The sequence below is a fragment of the Marseilla massiliensis genome, from assembly GCF_023336985.1.
Lineage (GTDB): Bacteria > Bacteroidota > Bacteroidia > Bacteroidales > Bacteroidaceae > Prevotella > Prevotella intestinigallinarum.
Map to the genome: position 1 here is coordinate 19,821 of NZ_JAMBLP010000002.1, position 22,338 is coordinate 42,158.

Below are 22,338 nucleotides of genomic sequence, written 5' to 3' on the forward strand. Positions count from 1 at the left end.
CGACATGAGAATAGGTTTCGACGCCAAGAGAGCCGCCCAGAACCGCACCGGCCTGGGCAACTACAGCCGCTTCGTGGTGCGCATACTGTCGCAGGCGGAGCCCGCCAACGACTACCACCTCTACACCCCCAACGCAAGGCGCACGCCCTACCTGGGCGAGATACCCACGCTCGGGGCGCTCCACCTGCACACCCCCTGCCAGGCGGTGTGGCGGCGCCTTGGGTCGTTGTGGCGCGTGTGGGGCGTGGCCTCCGACCTGCGGCGCGACGCCATCGAGCTGTACCACGGGCTGAGCAACGAGCTGCCGCTGACCATAGGCAGGGCGGGCTGCCGCTCGGTGGTGACCATCCACGACCTAATCTTCATCCATTGCCCCGAATACTACCACCCCATAGACCGAATGATATACAACTACAAGTTCCGCCGCGCCTGCCGCGTGGCCGACAGGGTGATAGCCGTGAGCGAGTTTACCAAGCGCGAGCTGGTGCACTACTACGGCATCGACGAGGGCAAGATCGACGTGGTTTACCAGGGGTGCGACCCGGCCTTTGCCGCCGACATAGCCCCCGAAGCCCTTGCCGACGTGAGCCGCCGCTACTCGCTGCCGCCGCGCTTCGTGCTCTACGTGGGCAGCATAGAGCGGCGCAAAAACCTCATGCTGGCGGCCCGCGCCGTGGCGCTGATGGCCCGCCGGGGCCGGCAGGCGGCCGACATCGTGCCTGTGGTGGCCGTGGGGCGGCACACCGACTATGAAGACGAGCTGCGCAGCTACCTGCGCAGCGAGGGGCTGGAGCAGTCGTTCCGCTTCGTCCACGGTGTGCCCTTTGCCGACCTGCCGGCGTTCTACCGCCTGGCCACGGCCTTTGTCTACCCCTCGCGCATCGAGGGCTTCGGCATACCCATGCTCGAGGCCATCACCAGCGGCCTGCCGGCCATAGGCTGCACAGGCTCGTGCCTCGAGGAGGCCGGCGGCCCACACTCAATATACGTAGACCCCGACGACGCCGGGGCCATGGCCGACGCCATCGACACGGCTTGCACCGACGGGCCGCGCCGGCAGCAGATGATTGACCGCGGGCGCGAATATGCAGCACGCTTTGCCGACAGCCGCCTGGCTGCCGACCTCATGGCCGTCTACCGCAAGGCCATGGCCCGCGGCTGACAGGGACGGCAACCGCGCCGCTATTGGCACCGGCACGCACAAGGCAGTAACTCAACAACAAAGATATGGGAAATGAAAGCCACGCCGATGGCATATCGGTGGTTATCAACACTTACAACGCCTCGAGGCACCTCGACAGGGTGCTGCAGTCGGTCGGCGGCTTCGACGAGGTGGTGGTATGCGACATGGAAAGCACCGACGACACGGTGGCCATTGCCCGCCGACACGGGTGCAGGGTGGTGACGTTCGAGAAACGGGGGTGCAACATAGTGGAGCCCGCACGCCAGTTTGCCATCGGACAGGCCTCACGGCCGTGGGTGCTCGTGGTCGACGCCGACGAGCTTGTGCCCGAGGCGCTGCGCCGCTACCTCTACGAAATCATTGGCAGCGACGGATGCCCCGACGGACTGTGGATTCCGAGGAAGAACTACTTCATGGGCAGCTTCCTGCACAGCTGCTACCCCGACTACATACTGCGCTTCTTCAGGAAGTCGGTCACTACGTGGCCGCCCGTAATCCACACCGCCCCGCAGGTGGAGGGCCGCGTGGAGCGCATACCGCGCAACCGAAAAGACCTGGCCTTCGACCACCTGGCCAACGACAGCGTGGGCACCATACTGCGCAAGACCGACACCTATTCAGACCACGAACTGCCGCGACGCCGCCACAAGGGCTACGGCACGGTGGCGCTATTGGTGCGCCCCGCGTTCCGTTTCTTCAAGTCGTATGTTATAAAGAGGGGATTTCTCGACGGGCGGGCCGGCCTCATCCACGCCATGCTCGACGCCGTCTACCAGTTTGCGGTGGTGGCCAAGCTCATCGAGGAGCGCCGCAGGCAGTGAGCCGCCACGGCCCACATCGCCCTTGCCTAAGGCTCAGGGCCGTTCCACAGCCGGTCGGTGAACGTTGGCGGGTGTGCCCCACCGTCGGGCTTTATCTTGTATGTCAGCTTGTGGATGAACGAGCCACTGGCGGCCTCGGCCATCAGCTTGCCGTCGTAAGCCCGCCCTTCCTTCATGTATCCCAGCAGCACGTGGGTGGGAGCCTCGCCCACGCGGGCCATGCGCCCGTATTCCTCGCGCGCCACGGGGTCGGCCTCGACCATGGCCTTGAACATAAGGTGGAGCTGGAAGTAGTGCAGCAGGCGGGCGTCGGAGGCCCACAGCTCCTCCATGAGCTGGCGCCAGCGGCAGATGAGGTAGTTGCCCGCCGCGGCCCTGATGAAGCAGCTCTGTATTAGCGTATAGCCAAACTCGCCCTCAGAGTGGAACACGAAGAAGCCGGCGCGCGATATGCTCTCGGGTATTGGGGCGGTCATGAGGCAGGTGGCGTCGATCCAGAAGCCGCCGTAAGCCGACAGCAGCCATACGCGAAGCAGGTCGGAGAACTGGGCGTCGGCAATGCGCCCGGCGCGCCGCAGGGCCGTGATGCCCTCGGGCAGCGCCACATAGTCGGCATAGTTGGCCTCGGTGACGAGCACCACCTGCTGCCCCGGGGCGGCATGGCGGCGCACGGAGTCGAGGCAGCGGCGCACAAGGGCGGGCATTCGTTCCTCGCCCTGCAGCCAGCACTGCCATATATATTCAACCCCCGCCGACGGCTCGCGCCTGCGCTCCACAGACAATGCTGCGGGCGGCGTGCGCTCAACGTAGCGCCGCTTGAAGTAGGCCACGCACCGACGGTCGTTGAGCGGGTGCAGGCAGTAGCGCACGCGGTGGCGCGCCTCCCTGGCGGGTATGAGCGCCGAGACGCAGGTGGCCAGCAGTTTCTGAAGCCTTACGCGCAGTGTGTTCATGTCTGTTCTTATTATTGTTTCAGGTATTTGTCTATCCCGTTGTCACAGCGGCTTATGCGCCCCTGCTTCACCCTCTCCAGCTCGTCGAGGTGGCGCTGCTCGCCCGAGCGCGACGCCTCGGGGTGGTAAAGGTGGTAGACGCAGCCGCCCATCTTGAGCGACTTCTTCCCCACCCCTGCAAAGTGAAGGCGGAATGCTATCTCGCCGTCTTCGTGGCCCCACTGCGTGAGGTCTTCGTTGAAGCCGTTGACCCGTATCAGGTCGTCGCGCCAGAAAGCCATGTTGCAGCCCCTGAGGTGGTCTATGCGGCGGCCGTAGCGGGTGGCCATCCAGTGCCTCAGCAAGCGCGAGCGCAGGCTGTTGGCCGCAAAGCTCAGCGGCATGTTGAACAGCGTGGGCCTGAAATGCTCATCGGAGAGCACGCGGCGCGTCACCTCGGGCGAGAGCCTAACGCGGCTGCCGCATACGAAGAAGCCCCGTTCGGCCAGTTCAAGGTGGTCGCTGACGAAGTGGCGGCCCAGCAACACGTCGCCGTCCACCTGCAGTATGTAATCGCCCGACGCCCTGGCTATGGCCCTGTTGCGTATGGCCGAAAGGCGGAAGCCCCTGTCCTCTTGCCAGACATGCAGCACGGGTATGCTGCTCGCGCCCGCCAACGCCTCGACAACCGCACGTGTGTCGCCGGTGGAGCCGTCGTCGGCAACGATGATCTCATCCGGCGCGACTGTCTGCCTCAACATGCTCTCAAGCGAAAGCCTCAGGGCGTCGGGCCGGTTATACGTAGTGACTATTATACTCGTCGAAGGGGTGCTGGTTCTTTTTTCCATTGTCAATATCTTAATGATGCTACAATACGCCCTGCAGTTCACACATCCATGAACACATCGGCAAAGCGGCAGAAGCTACCTTCGGTGAGCTCCCCGCCCCTGCCGTCCATCCAGTGGAGCGGGCGGTCGTGGTAGAAAGCGGCCACGAGCGAGAAGGTGCTCTTCGGCCCCATGATGTAGTCGCACTCTGAGAGCAGGTAGAGGTCTTCGCCGGGGTTGCCCCGTGTGAGGTGCATGTCGGCCACGCCCGAGCGGCTGCGCAGCAGGCCCAGGTCGACCCGGGGGTCGTTGGTGGCCACGAGCACCTGCACTCTCTTGCCCGGGAAGAGGGCCGCAAACTGCCTTACGCGCTCTGCATACTCGTCGTCGGCGAAGAAGTAGGCCCCGCCCTGCCAGCGGGCGTAGTCGCCCCGGCGTATGTGCAGGCCCAGGCGCACGTCGGCCCCGGGCAGCGAGCGCAGCCATGCCGCCTTGGCCGCCACCTTGGCGGGGCGGAAGGCGAAGAGCGAGGCTATCTCGGCCCTGTACTTCATGAACAGCTGCGGATGGCGGAAGCTCCATCCGTCGGCGGCTATCAGGGGGCTGCGGCTCAGCAGGCGGTGCACCTCGGGGTCGGTGCGCTGACGCGGGTGCTGCAGCCACAGGCAGCGTATGAGCCTTGTCTTTATGAGCAGCTTGGCCGCAAGATAGGTGGCGGGGTTGTGCCACGGCGTTTCGCAGATGTGGAAATAGCGGTACTTGTAGGCGAAGCGCATCGACACCGTGCGCACCCCGTACTCCCTGCCCCATGCGTAGATGTGGGCGTACTGCAACCAGTTGTTGCACATCTGCCCATAGCCTTTTACGAATATCATTGGCTGTCGGTCGTTGTTATACAGCGGCAAAGGTAATAAAAAAAAACGAACGGCGGTCCGATGTGCATATTATATTCACCGCCTGCCGCCTACATTACAAAGGCCGCCAACAACCGGCCTGCGCCATATTCACCACCCAGAACACGTGCCAAAGCCATGTAGGCCAGCCACGGTGTGGGCCACATGTACCGTTCCGCAGTGCAGAACGGCACGTATTACGATGTCAAACGGGCCGTTTTGCGTTCCCAAACGGCACAAACGCTGCCGCATTACGGCCCGTCGCCCGGCAGCGGCTTGCCACTGCATACCGCACGGCACGCTTCCATCCGGTTTCAAAGCCATACTTTTTTACAGTAAACATCTTCCACGTGTTTCTTTTTTCACTATCTTTGCATACGATAAAGCTGCACTCGGAAGACTGAGAGCAAGCTCTCTCTTCGCTCGTTTGCATTATCCTTGCATACGATGAAGCTACACTCGGAAATGTGAGGGCAAACCCGAGCGCAGGCTGAATGCACTATGGCGGCCAATGGAATGACCACTTCTTAACAAAGGAACAAATGGACAACGGAATCGGAAACACAGACGTGGTAGGCGTGATTGTGACCTACAACCGCCTCGCCCTGCTGAAAGAGACAGTCGGGGCGGTGATGGGGCAGACGCACCCTCTGCGCAAGACCATCATAATAGACAATCACTCGACAGACGGCACGGCCGAATACCTGGCGTCGATAGGCGGCAACAAGGCCATAGAGACAGTGCGCCTGGCCACCAACACGGGCGGGGCCGGTGGCTTTGCCGAAGGCATCAGGAGGGCTGCGCTGTGCTCGCCGGGATGGATATGGGTGATGGACGACGACACGGTGCCCGCCCCCGACGCCGTGGAGCGCATGGTGCCGTTCATGGGGTGCAGCGGCGTGGGCTTCCTAAACAGCAAGGTGGTGTGGACCGACGGCAGCCTGCACCTGATGAACCTGCCCGGCCGCATCGACGACGAGGCCCGGCGCAAGGCCGCGCTCGAAAGGCTCGGGCTGGGCGAGGGCTGCGGGGCGGAGCCCATAGAGGGGGCGTCGTTTGTGTCGCTCTTCGTCCGCGGCTCGCTGCCGCGCGAGATTGGGTTGCCCTACAAGGAGTTTTTCATCTGGAGCGACGACGCCGAATACACCGAGCGGATAACCCGCAACGGATATGCCGGGCTGCTGGTGGAGGGCAGCGTGGCCACCCACAAGACGGCCGAGAACTATGCGGCATCGATAGACACGGTGCCGGCGGCGGCGGCATGGAAACTGTATTACGGCGAGCGCAACCAGTCGTTCATGCGCCGCGAGCGCAAAGGCGCATTGGCCTTCTTCTTCTCGCAGCTCAACGCCCTGCGGCTGCACGCACGCAAGATACGCAGGCGCAAACTGCCCAAGGACGAGGAGCGCAAGCTGCTGGCGGCCTGCCGCAAGGGGCTGCTGGCGGGCTTCACGTTCAGGCCAAGGGTGGAATACATAGACTGAAGGCCGGACGGGGTGGCCTACGGGGCGCAAATGGCAATGGCATTTGCGCGGCGCGCGGCGGCAAAAGAATCGGCAAAGAGATGCGCAGGCACTGTCAGCCCCGCGAGAGGGCAAACAGCAGGCGGGCCGAGGCCACCTTCAGGGGATTGACAAACAGACGCTCCAACCATCCGGCAAGCCGCCCCTTGACACGGCCGTTGCCCCGCACCTGCCCGTTGGATATGCGCGAGGCAAACACGGCCTGGCCGCCGGCATGGCGGCGCTCCACCTTCTCGACGTCGAGGCGGAAGGCGCGCGGCCTGTCCGATGCGCACACACAGGCCGTGAGCACAGCCTGGTCGTGGCGGTGCTCGCGGAAGCGGGGATGTTGCTCAGAACCAGCTGCGGCATCTACGAACAGCTCGGGGTGGGCGACGGCAAGGTCGTACCACCGCCTGAGCACCTCGTTGCGCCCACTCTTGCGGGCGATGATGAACGTGGCCTGCACCTGGCTGGCGTTCTTCCATGCGTCGCGCCTGGTGCCGAAGTAGTCGAACACCTCTTTCTTGCACCACTTGGCGCTCTTGCCCTCGGCCAGGAAGAACAGCTCCTCGCGCCCGTCGACGGCGTCGAAATAGCGCTGCCAGTCGGCGTGGGGCATCAGCGTGCACCCGGCGTCGGCATACACCACAATGTCGCCCTCGGCCGCACGGTCGAGCTCGCTGACAATCACGAAGGGCTTCCACAGCCAGTAGCCCCCGCCGCGTGGGTAGGCGCGGGTGTACGAGGCAAACGGCTCGGGCAGGTCGGCAGGCGTATAGAGCCTCACGGAGTCGAACACCCCTGTGGCCCGGGCCTCGCGCCCTATCCTCTCGAGCGACTCGCGGTAGTTGTCGTCGCCGTATGTCACAAACGTCTTCTTCATGCCCTCAAAGCCTGCTCAGCATCCGCCTGCGCTCCTCTTCCGAATACTCTTTGTTGAACTGCTCGCGCGTGCGCTTCCACCGATTGTGGCTCCACAGCCAGTACTGCGGCGCGCGGCGTATGCTGTCTTCGAGCATACTGAAGTAAAGGCGGGTATAGTGGAACTTGACATATCCGCCCGGCGGCAGCGGCATGGGCTTGAACGTACACACGTAGTAGCCCCGCCTGGGGCGCTCTATGTCGGCGTAGAACACCTCGGCGCCCGTGAGCATGGTTATCTTCTCAGCCCCGGTGAACACCGGCGTGTCGTGGTTGAGGAAGTCGACCCAGCAGTGCACGTTGTGCAGCCCCGGCACCTGGTCGGCAATGTAGCCCACGATGTTTGGCCTCTGCTGCTTTTTCCATGTGACGATGGTGCGGAACGAGTTGTCCATCTCTATGTTCGTACAGCCGAAACGGCTCCTGAGGCGCTGGAAGAGCATGTCGATGCCGCGGTTCTCGAGCGGGTGGTAAATCTGCGAGCAGATGCCCTCGTCGACCAGCAGCGGCAGCGACGTTATCCACTCCCAGTTGCAATAGTGGCCCAGGTATAGCGAGCACGTCTTGCCCTGCCGCAGCCTCTCCGACAGCTGCTCATGGCCCACGAAGCGCATCCTGCGGCTTATCTGCCGCTTGCTGATGGTGAGCAGCTTTAGCGTCTCTACGAAATAGTCGCAAAGCCAGGCGTAGAAGGCCCTCTCCACGCCTGCCACCCACTCTGCCGTCTTGTCGGGAAACGAGTCGGTGAGGTTTTTCCTGACAAGCGGGCGACGGTATTTCACAACATGGTATACGATGAAGAACAGCACGTCTGACAAACAGTAGAGCACCCTGAGCGGCAACAACGACACCAGGCAGCAGACTGCGTATATAGCGTGATAAGCAAAATTCATTATGACAAACTCTTTCGTTCCGTAATTGACAACAATAAAGCACTGCGGCAACAACACCGCCAGAGGGAGGCCTGCCGCCGGCACGGCCCCGCCAAGCACGCCCCGGGGCCGTTGGCGATGCAAATATATACAAAATAATCTGATTAGAAGCCTGCGGGAATAAAAATAAGAACAAAACTCTGCGAAATAGCGGCCAAAAGGGCCCCTGGGCACTTTTAACCGAAGAAAAACGGCGCGGCATTGGCCGATGACGATTTTTTCGACTATCTTTGTGCGACACAAGCCGCAACCGGCAAACGGCTGCCGGGCACGCCCGGCGCCAGAAAGCGGCACCGACGGCATAACAAACAAAACACGAGACAGATGAAAGCAATACAAAGGATGGCCCTCGCGGCCGCGACCCTGGCCGCATCGGCCACGGCGCAAGCACAAGACACAACATTCAAAATAACAGGCACCGCCCCGAAAGGCGCGCATACCATATACCTGTATGTGGCCGGAGAAAAGGACGCCGCCGACAGCGCGGCCGTGAGAGGCGGGCGGTTTGAGCTGAGCGGCAGGAGGCAGCTGAACGCCGCGCTTACCGTGGCCGACAGGCAGGAGGGATGGACGCTGTTCAACGACGGCACGCCCGCCGACTTAGACATGCGCACGCTCGAGGCCAAGGCGTCGCCACTCAACGAGCGCCTGTTCGGCGAATACCGCCGCATAAAGGCCCTCGACGACCGCGGCATGGAAATATACAACGAGTTTGAGAAGATAATGCAGGGCACCACGCCCGCCGACCAGGCCGAGAAGAGCAGGCTGTCGGCGCAGATGGACGCGCTCAGGGACTCGATGATGGCGCTCTACATGGAGATAATAGACAGCAACCGCGACAACCTGATAGCGGCCGTGTTCATAGACAACATTTACCGCGCCACCGACTACCAGACGCTGAAAGGCATGCTCGACCCGGCAGCGCCATACTACAGCCACCCGCTGCTCAACAACGCCAAGACGGCGCTCGCCGACATGGAGGCCAGCATAGCCAAGCGCAAGCCGGGCACCATGGTCACCGACATAGAGATGGCCGACACATCGGGCAAGGCGCGCAAGCTCAGCGAGTGGTGCGGCCGGGGCGGCTATGTGCTGATAGACTTCTGGGCCAGCTGGTGCGGGCCGTGCCGCATGGAGATGCCCAACGTGGTGGCCAACTACAAGAAATACCACCCGAAAGGCTTCGAGATAGTGGGCATATCCTTTGACAAGGACGCCTCGGCATGGCAGGACGCCATCAAGAGCATGGGCATGGAGTGGCCCCAGCTGAGCGACCTGAAGGGCTGGAACTCGGCCGGCTCGTCTACCTACGGCATACGGTCGATACCGTCGAGCATACTCGTCGACGGCTCCGGGCGCATTGTCGACGTAGACTTGCGAGGCCAGAGGCTCGGCCAGAAGCTGAAGGAAATCTACGGGTTCTGACAGCGCCGCCGGCAGGCGGCAGCCCCGGAGCGGGGCTGTCAGCGGCCGGCGAGGTACCACTCGGGCTCCTTGCGTTCGCGGCACAGCTTGGTTATCTTGCGCTGCGCCATCTTGTACATCATGCCCGAGAAGCACCGCGTGTGCTGGGAGCACACCTCGACGCACCTTCCGCACGACATGCAGATGTTGCCGTCGGTGCGCGTGGGCCGCAATGGCGAGATGGCATGGACAGGGCACAGGCGCACGCAAAGCTCGCAATGGGTGCACTTCTTGCGGCTGCCCGACGGGTAGATGGGTATGGCCCCGGGCGTCTTGTAGGGCCTGTTGCCCGGGACGGCCGGCGGCACCAGCCCGTATACCGACGGCAGCGAGGCCAGCAGCGAGGCGCAGGCGTCGCCAAAGCGACCTATGGCGGCCATGTCGGCCTCGTCGGGGCGTCCGGCCGCTATCGACGTGAATATGGAGTGCCGGGCCACAAAGGCCCCCGCCGCCACCACGCCGAAGCCGCCGTCGCCGAGCAGGTCGCACAGCTCCACCAGCGCGTCGTCGTAAGCACGGTTGCCATAGACACACACCGCAATGGCCGGGGTGCCCCTGCCGCGGAAGCGCAACAGCGCGTCGGCCGCCATGACAGGCACCCGCCCGGCATAGACCGGCACCCCCACCACCATGAGGTCGCCGCGGTCGGAGAGCGCCACGTCGTCGGGCGGCTCGAGGGCCGTGATGTCGTGCTCAACAACCGTGCCCGGCAGCCGAGCGGCCACCGCCCTGACCACCTTGCGGGTGGTGTAGGTCGCACTGAAATAAACAAGATGTACGTTCTCTATATTCATACTTCAGACTATCGTTGTGCGGCCGGGGCGCCGCCGGCCACATAGGCCTCGCGATGCCCCGCGCCCCTATATAAAATATGTACAAAACGATGCAGCCACACAACAGGCATCGTGCGGCTTGGGCAATGCAAAGATAATGAATTATGGCCAATAACCGGCCAACAGACAGAAAAAAGCATCAAAAAAGCTCGCCAAAGTTGCACAATCACCATATCTTTGTGCAAAAACAGATGCTTTTTACCCAAATTATTTGCGTAAGTGGATAAAAATTAGTTACTTTGCACCCGAATTTTTTGAGAATAGAAGTCATTATTAACATTTTAAAATTTACAATCATGTCAGAAATTGAATCAAAAGTTAAGGCAATCATCGTAGACAAACTTGGTGTAGACGAGGCAGAGGTAAAGCCCGAAGCAAGTTTCACAAACGACCTGGGCGCCGACTCTCTGGACACTGTTGAGCTCATCATGGAATTTGAGAAGGAGTTCGGCATTTCCATTCCCGACGATAAGGCTGAGAAGATTGCCACTGTTGGCGACGCAATAGCCTATATCGAAGAGAACGCAAAATAAATTTTTCTCACCGTCCGGGAATTGGGAAATGAGAGTTATGGCCATTGCCTGGTGGCTGTTTGCCCCGGCATGCGCATGATTCTCATTTCCGAATTCTCTTTTTTCAATTCATAGCATGGAACTAAAAAGAGTTGTTGTAACAGGGCTCGGAGCCGTGACACCGGTTGGCAACACTCCCGAAGAGACCTGGAACAACATGGTCAACGGAGTGAGCGGAGCCGCCCCTATTACATTATTTGACGCTTCCAAGTTCAAGACCCACTTTGCCTGCGAGGTGAAGGGGCTCAACGTGAACGACTACATAGACCGCAAGGAAGCCCGCAAGATGGACCGCTACACCCAGCTGGCCTTCATCTCGGCCATCCAGGCAGTCAACGACAGCGGCATGGACCTGGATGCGACAGACAAAGACCGCGTCGGCGTGATATTCGGCGTTGGCATCGGAGGCATCAAGACCTTTGAGGACGAAGTTGGCTACTACGGCGCCCACAAGGAAGACGGGCCCAAGTTCAACCCCTTCTTCATCCCGAAGATGATAGCCGACATAGCCGCCGGCCAAATCTCGATACACTTCGGGTTCCACGGCCCCAACTATGCCACCACATCGGCCTGCGCGTCGTCGACCAACGCCCTGGCCGACGCCTTCAACCAGCTGCGCCTGGGCAAGGCCGACGTGATACTGGCCGGAGGCGCCGAGGCCGCCATCTGCGCCTGCGGCGTGGGCGGGTTCAACGCCATGCACGCCCTGTCGACGCGCAACGACGACCCTGAGCACGCCTCGCGCCCGTTCAGCGCCAGCCGCGACGGATTCATCATGGGCGAGGGCGCAGGCTGCCTCATACTCGAGGAGCTGGAGCACGCCAAGGCCCGCGGAGCCAAGATATACGCCGAGATGGTGGGCGAGGGCGAAAGCGCCGACGCATACCACATCACGGCATCCCACCCCGAGGGTCTCGGAGCCAAGCTCGTGATGGAGCGCGCCCTGCAGGACGCCGGCCTGAAGCCTGAAGACATTGACTACATCAACGTACACGGCACATCGACGCCCGTGGGCGACGTGTCGGAGGCCAAGGCCATCAAGCAGGTGTTCGGCGACGCTGCCTACAAGCTCAACATCAGCTCTACGAAGTCGATGACGGGCCACCTGCTCGGAGCCGCCGGCGCCGTGGAGGCCATGGCAAGCGTGCTGGCTGTGCAGAACGACATCGTACCGCCCACCATCAACCACGAGGAAGGCGACAACGACCCCGAGATAGACTACAACCTCAACTTCACTTTCAACAAGGCACAGAAGCGCGAGGTGCGCGCCGCCATGAGCAACACGTTCGGATTCGGCGGCCACAACGCTTGCGTCATATTCAAGAAATATGCTGCTGAATAGTGACTTGATAGACAGGATAAAGCTCCCTTTCCGCAAGGACAAGGAGCTTTATTCTTCGCTCAGGGCCATCATGGGCTTCTACCCGCGCAACATTGAGCACTACAAGCTGGCGCTGATGCACAAGAGCGTGGCACGGCGCAACGCCAAGGGGCGCCCGCTGAACAACGAGAGGCTGGAGTTCCTGGGCGACGCCATACTCGACGCCGTGGTGGGCGACATAGTATACCGCCACTTCGAGGGCAAGCGCGAGGGCTTCCTGACCAACACTCGAAGCAAGCTCGTGCAGCGCGACACGCTCAACAGGCTGGCCCAGGAGATGGGCATCAACCAGCTCATTCTCTCGTCGACCCACTCGAACGCGCACAACAGCTACATGGGTGGCAACGCCTTCGAGGCACTGGTGGGCGCAATCTACCTCGACAGGGGTTACGACGCCTGCATGCGATTCATGCAGAACCGCATACTGTCGCAGATAATCAACATCGACAAGGTGGCCTACAAAGAGGTCAACTTCAAGAGCAAGCTGATAGAGTGGAGCCAGAAAAACCGCGTCAACCTCGAGTTCGCGCTCGTGAGCCAGTCGAAAGAAGACAACAGCAGCCCGGTGTTTGTATACAAGGCCGTCATCGAGGGCAAGGAAGCCGGCACAGGCAAGGGATACTCAAAGAAAGAAAGCCAGCAGCTGGCGTCGAAGGAGGCACTGCAGAAACTCCGACGCGAGCCGCAATTCATCGACGCCGTGTTCGCCGCCAAGGCCGAGCGCACCAAGATGGAAGAGGAGCCCGTGGCCACCGTGCCCGCCACCGACGACAAGGCCGACTTCATCATAGCCAAGGGTGAGGCCGCCGCCGCGCAGCCCAAGAGGCGCAAGCCGCAGGCCGAGAAACCGGCCGAGGCCCCCAAGCAGGCCGAGGCAGCCGACGACCACGACGAGTTTGACCTGTCGGACATCACGGCCACGCCCAAGGAGATGTCGCGCGAAGAGATAATAGCAATGGCCGAAGCGGCCGCCTTTGCCGAAGGCGAAGGCAGCAAGCCGGCACAACAATAGCCCCGCTGGGAAAGAGCAAGCCGGGGGATGCAGCAGGCAGGCAACCGCAACGGGCGGTAGGGCCGGGCCGGGCTGCATCCCCCGGCTTTTTCCATGCCCGGGCCTGCCCGCCATGCAGCCCCGGCCCTACGGCTCAGCAGACAAATCCAGAGGCTTTTTTAGGAGTGCAGGAGTACAGGAGTGCAGGAGTGCAGACAATAGTCTTTGTGTATAATGGAGTTAGAGGAAGGCAGAAGGAGCTACAAGGAGTTAGAGGACAATAGCATTGACTGTCTCTTCCTGCAATACGCTCCCCATGCCCCCAGGGTTTCCGTGCTCCCAAAACTATAGCCTAAACTCCTTAACCTCCTAACTCCTTAACACCAAAATATATACTAAACTATTGTCTGTACTCCTGCACTCCTGCACTCCTGAATTCCCAAGAATACACAAAGACTATTGTCTTAACTCCCTGACTCCCTGTACGCTTAAGCACCCTATGTTTATCGGGTGGCCCGGCCCTACGGCCGCGCCCTGCAAAACGGCCCCCGTCAGGCCGCAAAACGGGCCGTACGGCCACCCCAAACGGCCCTTTTCGCAGGCCGACGGCGCCACCCCCGGCAAAGGCCTGCACCACAGGCAGATATGCAAGCAAGCGCCACCGGACAGCCGGCAGCCACGGAACACCCGCGGCGGCACCGCCGAATGCAACCGTTTGCATAGATTTTTACACCCCGGGATATTGCATGGCAGGCATGATTGTCGTATCTTTGCAGAAGACAAGGCGGCACTCGGCAATGTGCGACCGATGTTGCATCGCGCCCGTTTGCAATGCACTTGCGGAAGGCAAGGCGGCAACAGGCACAGGGCGACACGGCTCGCCACCGCCCGGCCGCCATCGACACGGAAAGAAAGCCAACCAAGACAGACTGGCAAGCCACGGCCTCGGCCAAAGGCCGGGCCATTGCAACTGAAACAAACTGCTTAAGGGCCGGACAGGACAAAGCCTGAAAACGGCCCACCGCCACAGACGGTGGCGGCACATCAATATAAAACCAATAACTGATATTCTACAAATGACCAAACTGAAGACTATTGGAAGGACGGCACTTACAGTGCTGACGGTGGCCTCAATGACGACCGCGACGGCCGCCGAAGTTGAGTGGTACGACGGCACAAAGGCCGTGACTTACAGCGTGCAGAAAAATACCGACCCCGTGGTCGACATAGCCCTGCAGATGTTTGCATCCGACATGGAGGCCGTGACAGGGCGCAAGGCCGTGGCCGCCCCCGAAAGCAGTGCCGCCATACGGCTGGTGGAGCTCAACAAGGCCACGTCGGCTGTGCGCAAGAAGCTGGAAAAGAGCGGCGTGCCCGTCGACGAGCTTGAGGGCAAGACCGACGGGTTCCACATCTCGGTGGAAGGCAGCCAGGTGACCATCGTGGGCACCAACGGCCGAGGCACGGCCTACGGGCTGCTGGAGATGTCGCGCATGGCGGGCGTAAGCCCGTGGGTGTGGTGGGGCGACGTGGTGCCCGAGCGCAGGCAGCGGCTCACCATCGACAGCGAGTTTGAGACGCTGCAGGGAGCCTCGGTAGAGTACCGCGGCATATTCCTCAACGACGAAGACTGGTCGCTGCGCCCGTGGAGCTACGGCAACTACGAGCCGGGCAAGTTTGGCGAGATAGGGCCGAAGACATACAAGAAGGTGTTCCAGCTGCTGCTGCGCCTGCGCGCCAACGCCATCTGGCCCGGCATGCACACCGGCACCGTGGCGTTCTTCAAGATAAAAGGGGCAAAGGCCATGGCCGACAGCTGCGGCATAGCCATTGGCACGAGCCACTGCGAACCGCTGCTGAGGAACAACGTCGACGAGTGGGACACCAAGGAGCGCGGCCGCTTCAACTACATCACCAACAAAGACGCCGTGCAGCAGTACTGGATAGAGCGGCTCAAGGAAGTGAAGGGCTCGGCCGGCGGCAACATGTTCACCATCGGCATGCGCGGCATACACGACGGCTCGATGGAGGGCGTGAAGACCATGGACGAGAAGTTCAACGCCCTGCAGCAGGTGATAGACGACCAGCAGGAGCTGCTCGGCAAGTACATAGGCGACCCCGAGAAGCAGACGCAGGTGTTCGTGCCCTACAAAGAGGTGCTCGAGATATACGAGCGTGGGCTCAAGGTGCCCGACTATGTCACGCTGATGTGGTGCGACGACAACTACGGATACATGACACGCCTGTCTGACGAGGCCGAGCAGCGGCGCAGCGGAGGCGGCGGCGTATACTACCACCTTAGCTACTGGGGCCGCCCCCACGACTACCTGTGGCTCACCACCACCCAGCCGGGGCTGATATACAACGAGATGCGCGCCGCCTACGACCACAACGTGCGCAAGATATGGATAGTCAACGTGCACGACCCGAAGGTGGCCGGCTACGACCTCGAGCTGTTCCTCGACATGGCTTGGGACATCAACAGCGTCAGCGCATCGACCATAGCCGACCACTACCGCGCATGGCTGTGCCGGCAGTTCGGCAACGAGGCCGGCAACAAGCTCTATCCCGCCATGCACGAGTTCTACCGCCTGTGCGGAGAGCGGCGGCCCGAGTTCATGGGGTGGAGCCAGACAGAGCTGTCGAAGGCCACCTTCGACCGCGGACTGAGCCCCGTGCGCAACACACAGTTCAGCACGACGGCCTTCGGAGGCGAGCTCGACAGGTACCTGGAGCGCTACGCCGGTGTGGCCAAGACGGTGGGCGAGGCCGAGGCCCTGGTGCGGCCCGAGCTCAAGGACGCCTATTTCGCAGCCATAAAGTACCCGGTGCTGGCAGCCGAGGCCCACGCCCGCAAGATGCTCGAGGCCCAGCGCGCACGCCAGATGGCCAACGGCAGCACCACGAAAGGCATGTTCGACAGCAACCCCGCGCTCTACACGGCCGTGGCCAAGAGCCAGAAAGCATACGAAGAAATAAGGAAACTGACGGAATACTACAATGAGAGAATGTCTGGTGGCAAGTGGAACCGCTCCATGAACATGCGGCCGCGCGACCTGCCTGTCCATGGAGCGCCACTGCTGCCCACCATGCTGACCGACGAAGAGGTTGACGAGTGGCTGGCGAAAGCCCCCGTCGGCAAGGCCCACCCGGTGGAAGCCGACGGCACCGTCACCCGCAACGCCTGCGACTACCAGCAGGCCACCGAAGGGGCGCAGCCCGTCGAGATGCTGGGCCACAGCATGAACGCCGTGGCACTGCCCAAGGGCGGCACGCTGACATACACGTTCACCACGGCTAAAGACGGCGACGCCGTGCTCCGCACAGCCCTCATACCGACACAACCCAACGACAAAGGCGACATAAGGTTCAGCGTAAGCGTCGACGGGGCCGAGCCCACCGTCTACACGCTGAAGGAGAAGTTCCGCTCGGAAGGCTGGAAGCAAAACGTGCTCAGGGGCCAGGCCGTGCGCACGCTGAAGCTGCCCGGACTGGCGGCAGGCCAGCACAAGCTCGAGATAAAGGCCTTGGACAACCACATCGTGGTAGACCAGTGGATGGTTGACTACGACGCCGACCGAAAGTTCTACCTGTTCCCTACAACCGGCGAGAAATGAAACACTACATCATAACGCTTTCACTATTGGGCTGCTGCGTCATGGCAGCAGCCCAAAACACTGAGGTACAGTATCTTTCTGGCCGCGACGCGTCGGCCACCGTCGAGTGGAAGTTCTTCTGCTCGGCAGGCCAGAACAGCGGCAAGTGGCGCAAGATAGCCGTGCCCTCGTGCTGGGAGCAGCAGGGATTCGGCGAATACACCTACGGCAGGTGGTACAAGAAACCGGGCGGCAAGCCCAGCACCGAGACAGGGCGCTACCGCCACGAGTTCCGCGTGCCGGCCGCATGGCAGGGCAAGAAGGTAGAGATAGTGTTCGACGGCGTGATGACCGACGCCACGGTGAGCGTCAACGGCAAGACAGCCGGGCCCACCCACCGCGGGGCCTTCACGCGCTTCGCCTACGACATAAGCCGGCTGATAGACTACGGAGGCAAGAACACGCTCGAGGTGACGGTGAAGAAGCAGTCGGACGACAGCTCGGTAAACAACGCCGAACGGCGCGCCGACTGGTGGCTCTTCGGCGGCATCTACCGCCCGGTCTACCTGCGCGCGCTGCCCAAGACGCACATTGCCCACACCGGCATTGACGCAAAAGCAGACGGGACGCTCACGCTCGACCTCACCACAGAGGGCCTCGCCGACGGCTACAAGCTGGCCGCCTCGATAAGCCCCCTGCAAAGCCAAACCGCCCAACAATCACCGCAAAAATCAGTCTCGCTGTCTTCCGGGAAACGCCAGCGCGTGGCCTTGCGCTTCGATGGCGTGAAGCCATGGGACCCCGAGCACCCCAACATGTATGTGCTCACGCTCAGCCTCGTGGCGCCCGACGGCTCGGTGGCCCACCGCACAAGCGAGCGCGTGGGCTTCCGAACCATTGAGTTCCGACCGCGCGACGGCTTCTACCTCAACGGCACAAAGCTGAACATCAAGGGAGTGAACCGCCACTGCTTCTACCCGGAGACGGGGCGCACGCCCGACAAGAGGCGCGACATAGCCGACGTGCGCCTCATCAAGGGCATGAACGCCAACGCCATTCGCTCGCACTACCCGCCCGGAAGCCCCTTCCTCGACATCTGCGACTCGCTCGGGGTGCTATACTTCAACGAGCTGCCGGGCTGGCAGAACCATTACAGCACCGCCACCGGCACGCAGATACTGGGCGAGATGATGGCCGCCGAGGCCAACCACCCCTGCATCTTCGTCTGGGGCAACGGCAACGAGGGCGGCAACAACCTTAAGCTCGACCCGCTATTCGCCGAGCTCGACCCGCAACGGCGCCACGTGGTGCACCCGTGGGCACTGTGGAACGGCGTCGACTGCCACCACTACCCGGCCTACCAGACTGGCGCCGGGCGGCTGCACAACGGCACCGAGGTGTTCATGCCCACCGAGTTCCTGCACAGCCAGTATGACAAGGGTGGCGGGGCGTCGCTCGACGAGTACTGGGCGCAGTGGTCGCGCAACCCGCTCTTCGCCGGAGGCTTCATCTGGGCATGGGCCGACGAGGGCGTGATGCGCACCGACAGGGGCGACAGCATCGACACCGACGGCCCCAACGCACCCGACGGCATAGTGGGCCCGCACCGCGAGAAGGAGGGCAGCTGGTATACCATACGCGACGTATGGTCGCCCATACAGATTGCTCCCATGACCGTCAGGCCGCAATGGGACGGGCGCTTCAAGGTGGCCAACCGATTCCTGTTCAGCCGACTCACCGAGTGCAGCATGAGCTACAGCGTGACCACGCTGCCCTCGCCTGCATCCGACAGGAGGCGCACCGTGGCCGAGGGCACCGTGGCGCTGCCCGACATCGCGCCGGGCGAGACAGGCACGGCCGCCATCACACTGCCCGAAGGCTTTGCCGAGGGCGACGTGCTCACGCTGGTGGCCACCACGGCGGCTGGCGACACAATCAACACCTGGGCCTACCCCATGCGCTACGCCGACGAATACTATGCCTTGGCCAAGCCTGCGGCAGTGGCCGGACGGGCTGCCACGGCGGACGGCACAACCCTTGAGGGGGGCGGGGTGCGAGCCGAGTTCAACCCCGACGATGGCATGCTCAAGAGCGTCACCGTCGACGGAAAGGCGTTCCCCCTGTCAAACGGCCCGCTGCCCGTGGGCATGAAGATGAAACTCAAGGGCATCACGGCCCGCCAGGAAGGCGCCGACGCGCTGCTGGTGATGCGCTACCAGGGCGCGGCCGACTCGATAGTATGGCGCATGACGCCCGCAGGGGTGCTCGGCATGGACGCCGTGATACTCAACCGGCGCGACGGCGGCAAGTTCGGTGGCGAGTTCTTCGACCCCAAGGTGCGCAACCTCGGCTTCAGCTTCTCATACCCCGAAGAGGCAGCCAAGGGAGTGCGGTGGGTGGGCAAAGGCCCCTACCGCGTGTGGCGCAACCGCCTGCGCGGCCCGGTGTTCGGCCTGTGGCAGAAAGACTACAACAACACCGTGACCGGCGAGGGCGCCGGCAGGCTCGACTACCCCGAGTTCAAGGGTTACCACGCCAACGTCTACTGGGCCGAGATGCAGTCGGACACGGCACCGTTCAAGGTGTACAGCGAGACCGACGGGCTCTACCTGCGCCTGTTCACGCCCGAAGAGCCCAAGCACCGCAACGAGCGCACGATGCAGCCCTTCCCCGAAGGCGACATATCGTTCCTGCTCGAGATACCGGGCATGCGCTCATACAAGCCCATAGAGCAGCTCGGCCCCGAGGCGCAACCCAGCGGCATACGCATCAACAAGGGCGACGACGGGCTTAGGATAAAGCTCTGGTTCGACTTCAGGTGACGGCCGCCACAATGCGGCATAGGGCCCGGAAAGCGCCCGCCCCCGCCACGACACGCGGCAGGGGGCGGGCGCTTTTTTCAACCATACACGGCCCCCGACGGCCGCCACAAGGGCGCGGCAGCCCGGCAAACGGACACCACGGGGCCGAAAGCGGCCGCAAACGGCAGGCCGGGCTGCAAACAACGGACAGAGCGACGGGCCGGACGGCGGCCTGCCACCATGGGCGGCAAGCCCACGGCAAGCCCACGGCGGGGCCACGGCGAAATGAAAACATATACTAAAAGTGAGGCCATTATTTTGCCATACGGCAAAAAAACAGTATCTTTGCCTTATGCTGGCGGCTGCAGGCGCAACCGACAGCCACGCACACAAGCGCTGAAACAAACAAAGACAACAGACATAAACAACAGCTAAGATTATGAAGACAAACTATGAGATTCGCTATGCGGCCCACCCCGAGGACGCAAAAAGCTATGACACCAAGCGCATCAGGCGCGACTTCCTCATCGAGCGCGTGTTCGCAGCCGACGAAGTGAACATGGTGTACTCCATGTACGACCGAATGATAGTAGGCGGGGCAATGCCCGTCAGCGAAGAGCTGAAACTCGAGGCCATCGACCCGCTGAAGGCCGAATACTTCACCACGCGCCGCGAGGTGGGCATATTCAACGTCGGGCTGGGCGAAGGCACCGTTAAGGTGGGCAGCGAGACGTTCACCCTGGGCTACAAGGAAGCACTCTACATAGGCCGCGGCGACCGCGACGTGGTGTTCTGCAGCACCGACCCGCAGAAGCCGGCAAAGTTCTACTTCAACAGCGTCACCGCCCACAAGGAGTATCCCTGCAAGAAGGTAACCAAGGCCGACGCCGTGGTTGCACACATGGGCTCGCTCGAAATGAGCAACGAGCGCGACATCAACAAGATGCTCGTGAGCCAGGTGCTGCCCACATGCCAGCTGCAGATGGGCATGACCGAACTGGCGCCCGGCAGCGTATGGAACACCATGCCGGCCCACGTGCACAGCCGCCGCATGGAAGCCTACTTCTACTTCGAGGTGCCCGAGGAGCAAGCCGTATGCCACTTCATGGGGCAGGTGGACGAGACACGCCACATATGGATGAAGGGCGACCAGGCCGTGCTGTCGCCCGAGTGGAGCATACACAGCGCCGCCGCCACACACAACTACACATTCATCTGGGGAATGGGAGGCGAGAACCTCGACTACGGCGACCAGGACTTCTCGAAGATAACCGACCTCAAGTGACAACAACGCAAACAGAAACGGAAAGGAACAAAAGACAATGGAACCGATACTGAGCAAATTTTCGCTCGAGGGCAAGGTGGCCCTCGTCACGGGAGCAGCCTACGGCATAGGCTTCGCCATAGCCGAGGCATACGCCAACGCAGGCGCCAAGATAGCGTTCAACTGCCGCAGCCAGGAGCACATGGACAAGGCTCTGGCCGACTACAAGGCAAAGGGCATCGACGCCAAGGGATACATCTGCGACGTAACCAACGAAGAAGAGGTGAAGGCCATGGTGGCCGACATCGAGAAGGAGCTGGGCGTGATTGACATACTGGTCAACAACGCCGGCATCATCAAGCGCATCCCCATGACGGAGATGTCGGTCGAGGAATTCCGCCAGGTGGTAGACATCGACCTCAACGCGCCCTTCATTGTGTCGAAGGCCGTCATACCGGGCATGATAAAGAAAGGCCACGGCAAGATTATCAACGTCTGCTCGATGATGAGCGAGCTGGGCCGCGAGACCGTCTCGGCCTACGCTGCCGCCAAGGGAGGCCTGAAGATGCTCACACGCAACATCTGCTCTGAGTTCGGCGAGCACAACATACAGTGCAACGGCATAGGCCCGGGCTACATAGCCACACCGCAGACCGCGCCGCTGCGCGAGCGCCAGGCCGACGGCAGCCGCCACCCCTTCGACAGCTTCATAGTGTCGAAGACACCGGCAGCGCGCTGGGGAACACCCGAAGACCTAATGGGCCCGGCAGTGTTCCTGGCATCCGACGCCTCAGACTTCGTCAACGGGCACATCCTCTACGTTGACGGAGGCATACTGGCATACATCGGCAAGCAGCCATGACACGCCGCGGGCAGCAAGCCCGGGCATGAAAACACATCGGGCAGGCACTCTCACGAGTACCTGCCCGACGTTATTCTGGAGCACGATCAATTGATGGCATCGGCAAGCTCGGCACCTGCCTTGAACTTGACGAGCTTCTTGGCAGCAATCTGTATCTTCTCCTTTGTGGCCGGATTGATGCCTTCGTGAGCAGGGCGCTCGCTCACGCTGAATGTACCAAAGCCAACAAGTGAAACCTTGTCGCCTGCAACGAGTGCAGCCTGGATGGCCGATACCGCTGCCTCAAGCGCCTTCTTGGAGTCCGTCTTGGTCAGGCCTGAGCCTTCAGCGATCTTGTCGATTAATTCTGTCTTGTTCATAAACTTGATTTTTATTAAATAAATATGGTTGTAAATGAGGATTGCCCGATTTGTTCACGCAAATATAGGAGAAACAATTCAGAAAACAAACAAAAAATAAAAAAAAGTGAGTTTTTTGTTGAAAAAAGCCCCGAAACGCCCTTGTACAGTATAGTTTGACGGATATTTTTAGTAATTTTGCCCCCCGACAACAAGTATTCA

The 22,338-nt window shown here is 61.5% G+C and carries 18 protein-coding genes; 11 read left to right on the forward strand and 7 right to left on the reverse strand.

Annotated elements, in window-relative coordinates:
- The first annotated feature begins 4 nt into the window (after positions 1–4).
- On the forward strand, positions 5–1,162 hold the full coding sequence (locus M3089_RS01535) for a glycosyltransferase family 4 protein (protein WP_249081378.1): 1,158 nt from the start codon (positions 5–7) through the stop codon (positions 1,160–1,162).
- 65 nt (positions 1,163–1,227) lie between these two features.
- A complete protein-coding gene (locus M3089_RS01540; RefSeq protein WP_249081379.1) occupies positions 1,228–2,004 on the forward strand; it encodes a glycosyltransferase family 2 protein in 777 nt (258 codons plus the stop codon).
- A 26-nt stretch (positions 2,005–2,030) separates the two neighbouring features.
- Here the strand turns inward: M3089_RS01540 and M3089_RS01545 are convergent, their stop codons facing one another.
- The 3 genes from M3089_RS01545 to M3089_RS01555 are packed head-to-tail and all read right to left on the reverse strand — an operon-like array spanning position 2,031 to position 4,638.
- Positions 2,031–2,957: a capsular polysaccharide synthesis protein gene (locus M3089_RS01545; protein ID WP_249081380.1), complete on the reverse strand. Its 927-nt coding sequence runs from the start codon at positions 2,955–2,957 to the stop codon at positions 2,031–2,033.
- A gap of 11 nt (positions 2,958–2,968) precedes the next feature.
- Positions 2,969–3,784 carry a glycosyltransferase family 2 protein gene (locus M3089_RS01550; protein ID WP_249081381.1) on the reverse strand — a complete coding sequence of 272 codons (816 nt, stop codon included), beginning with the start codon at positions 3,782–3,784 and terminating at the stop codon, positions 2,969–2,971.
- Between the two features lie 38 nt (positions 3,785–3,822).
- On the reverse strand, positions 3,823–4,638 hold the full coding sequence (locus M3089_RS01555) for an O-fucosyltransferase family protein (RefSeq protein WP_249081382.1): 816 nt from the start codon (positions 4,636–4,638) through the stop codon (positions 3,823–3,825).
- A 560-nt stretch (positions 4,639–5,198) separates the two neighbouring features.
- Between M3089_RS01555 and M3089_RS01560 the strand changes: the two genes are divergently transcribed.
- Positions 5,199–6,140, forward strand: a complete 942-nt coding sequence (locus tag M3089_RS01560) for a glycosyltransferase family 2 protein (protein ID WP_249081383.1) — start codon at positions 5,199–5,201, stop codon at positions 6,138–6,140.
- A 94-nt stretch (positions 6,141–6,234) separates the two neighbouring features.
- On the opposite strand, the gene M3089_RS01565 is transcribed toward M3089_RS01560, so the two are convergent.
- Together M3089_RS01565 and M3089_RS01570 are read right to left on the reverse strand one after the other, a co-directional pair.
- On the reverse strand, positions 6,235–7,044 hold the full coding sequence (locus M3089_RS01565; RefSeq protein ID WP_249081384.1) for a hypothetical protein: 810 nt from the start codon (positions 7,042–7,044) through the stop codon (positions 6,235–6,237).
- A 4-nt stretch (positions 7,045–7,048) separates the two neighbouring features.
- Positions 7,049–7,975: a lysophospholipid acyltransferase family protein gene (locus M3089_RS01570; RefSeq protein ID WP_205111593.1), complete on the reverse strand. Its 927-nt coding sequence runs from the start codon at positions 7,973–7,975 to the stop codon at positions 7,049–7,051.
- A 363-nt stretch (positions 7,976–8,338) separates the two neighbouring features.
- Here M3089_RS01570 and M3089_RS01575 point away from each other — a divergent pair, with 363 nt between their 5' ends.
- Entirely contained in the window at positions 8,339–9,439 is a 1,101-nt protein-coding gene (locus M3089_RS01575; protein ID WP_249081386.1) for a TlpA disulfide reductase family protein, read from the forward strand.
- Positions 9,440–9,477: 38 nt separating this feature from the next.
- Here the strand turns inward: M3089_RS01575 and M3089_RS01580 are convergent, their stop codons facing one another.
- Positions 9,478–10,272, reverse strand: a complete 795-nt coding sequence (locus tag M3089_RS01580; protein ID WP_205111591.1) for a 4Fe-4S binding protein — start codon at positions 10,270–10,272, stop codon at positions 9,478–9,480.
- A gap of 335 nt (positions 10,273–10,607) precedes the next feature.
- Between M3089_RS01580 and M3089_RS01585 the strand changes: the two genes are divergently transcribed.
- From M3089_RS01585 to M3089_RS01615, 7 genes are all read left to right on the forward strand, one after another.
- Positions 10,608–10,844 (forward strand): acyl carrier protein, encoded by a 237-nt coding sequence (locus M3089_RS01585; protein ID WP_004383083.1) that lies wholly within the window; start codon positions 10,608–10,610, stop codon positions 10,842–10,844.
- 115 nt (positions 10,845–10,959) lie between these two features.
- On the forward strand, positions 10,960–12,225 hold the full coding sequence (gene fabF / locus M3089_RS01590) for a beta-ketoacyl-ACP synthase II (protein ID WP_205111590.1): 1,266 nt from the start codon (positions 10,960–10,962) through the stop codon (positions 12,223–12,225).
- Complete coding sequence (gene rnc, locus M3089_RS01595) at positions 12,212–13,276, forward strand: ribonuclease III (RefSeq protein WP_394802231.1); 1,065 nt, start codon at positions 12,212–12,214, stop codon at positions 13,274–13,276. The genes fabF and rnc overlap by 14 nt, the downstream gene beginning before the upstream one ends.
- 1,055 nt (positions 13,277–14,331) lie before the next feature.
- The gene (locus M3089_RS01600; RefSeq protein ID WP_249081387.1) at positions 14,332–16,872 is read left to right on the forward strand and encodes a glycosyl hydrolase 115 family protein; all 2,541 of its coding nucleotides are present in this window, start codon (positions 14,332–14,334) and stop codon (positions 16,870–16,872) included.
- Positions 16,869–19,673, forward strand: coding sequence for a glycoside hydrolase family 2 protein (locus M3089_RS01605; RefSeq protein WP_249081388.1), 2,805 nt, complete (start codon positions 16,869–16,871; stop codon positions 19,671–19,673). The genes M3089_RS01600 and M3089_RS01605 overlap by 4 nt, the downstream gene beginning before the upstream one ends.
- 418 nt (positions 19,674–20,091) lie before the next feature.
- Positions 20,092–20,937, forward strand: coding sequence for a 5-dehydro-4-deoxy-D-glucuronate isomerase (gene kduI, locus M3089_RS01610; RefSeq protein WP_205111584.1), 846 nt, complete (start codon positions 20,092–20,094; stop codon positions 20,935–20,937).
- A gap of 49 nt (positions 20,938–20,986) precedes the next feature.
- On the forward strand, positions 20,987–21,778 hold the full coding sequence (locus tag M3089_RS01615) for a gluconate 5-dehydrogenase (protein WP_394802236.1): 792 nt from the start codon (positions 20,987–20,989) through the stop codon (positions 21,776–21,778).
- Between the two features lie 86 nt (positions 21,779–21,864).
- Here M3089_RS01615 and M3089_RS01620 read toward each other — a convergent pair whose 3' ends face one another.
- Complete coding sequence (locus tag M3089_RS01620) at positions 21,865–22,137, reverse strand: HU family DNA-binding protein (RefSeq protein ID WP_205111581.1); 273 nt, start codon at positions 22,135–22,137, stop codon at positions 21,865–21,867.
- Positions 22,138–22,338: the final 201 nt, after the last annotated feature.

Bases quoted from the DNA above. Each gene is read 5' to 3' on its own strand.
- fabF (WP_205111590.1), top strand. From the start codon at position 10,960: ATGGAACTAAAAAGAGTTGTTGTAACAGGGCTCGGAGCCGTGACACCG.
- rnc (WP_394802231.1), top strand. From the start codon at position 12,212: ATGCTGCTGAATAGTGACTTGATAGACAGGATAAAGCTCCCTTTCCGC.
- M3089_RS01580 (WP_205111591.1), bottom strand. From the start codon at position 10,272: ATGAATATAGAGAACGTACATCTTGTTTATTTCAGTGCGACCTACACC.
- M3089_RS01545 (WP_249081380.1), bottom strand. From the start codon at position 2,957: ATGAACACACTGCGCGTAAGGCTTCAGAAACTGCTGGCCACCTGCGTC.
- M3089_RS01605 (WP_249081388.1), top strand. From the start codon at position 16,869: ATGAAACACTACATCATAACGCTTTCACTATTGGGCTGCTGCGTCATG.
- M3089_RS01600 (WP_249081387.1), top strand. From the start codon at position 14,332: ATGACCAAACTGAAGACTATTGGAAGGACGGCACTTACAGTGCTGACG.
- M3089_RS01565 (WP_249081384.1), bottom strand. From the start codon at position 7,044: ATGAAGAAGACGTTTGTGACATACGGCGACGACAACTACCGCGAGTCG.
- M3089_RS01570 (WP_205111593.1), bottom strand. From the start codon at position 7,975: ATGAATTTTGCTTATCACGCTATATACGCAGTCTGCTGCCTGGTGTCG.
- M3089_RS01540 (WP_249081379.1), top strand. From the start codon at position 1,228: ATGGGAAATGAAAGCCACGCCGATGGCATATCGGTGGTTATCAACACT.
- M3089_RS01550 (WP_249081381.1), bottom strand. From the start codon at position 3,784: ATGGAAAAAAGAACCAGCACCCCTTCGACGAGTATAATAGTCACTACG.
- M3089_RS01575 (WP_249081386.1), top strand. From the start codon at position 8,339: ATGAAAGCAATACAAAGGATGGCCCTCGCGGCCGCGACCCTGGCCGCA.
- M3089_RS01585 (WP_004383083.1), top strand. From the start codon at position 10,608: ATGTCAGAAATTGAATCAAAAGTTAAGGCAATCATCGTAGACAAACTT.
- M3089_RS01560 (WP_249081383.1), top strand. From the start codon at position 5,199: ATGGACAACGGAATCGGAAACACAGACGTGGTAGGCGTGATTGTGACC.
- M3089_RS01535 (WP_249081378.1), top strand. From the start codon at position 5: ATGAGAATAGGTTTCGACGCCAAGAGAGCCGCCCAGAACCGCACCGGC.
- M3089_RS01620 (WP_205111581.1), bottom strand. From the start codon at position 22,137: ATGAACAAGACAGAATTAATCGACAAGATCGCTGAAGGCTCAGGCCTG.
- M3089_RS01555 (WP_249081382.1), bottom strand. From the start codon at position 4,638: ATGATATTCGTAAAAGGCTATGGGCAGATGTGCAACAACTGGTTGCAG.
- kduI (WP_205111584.1), top strand. From the start codon at position 20,092: ATGAAGACAAACTATGAGATTCGCTATGCGGCCCACCCCGAGGACGCA.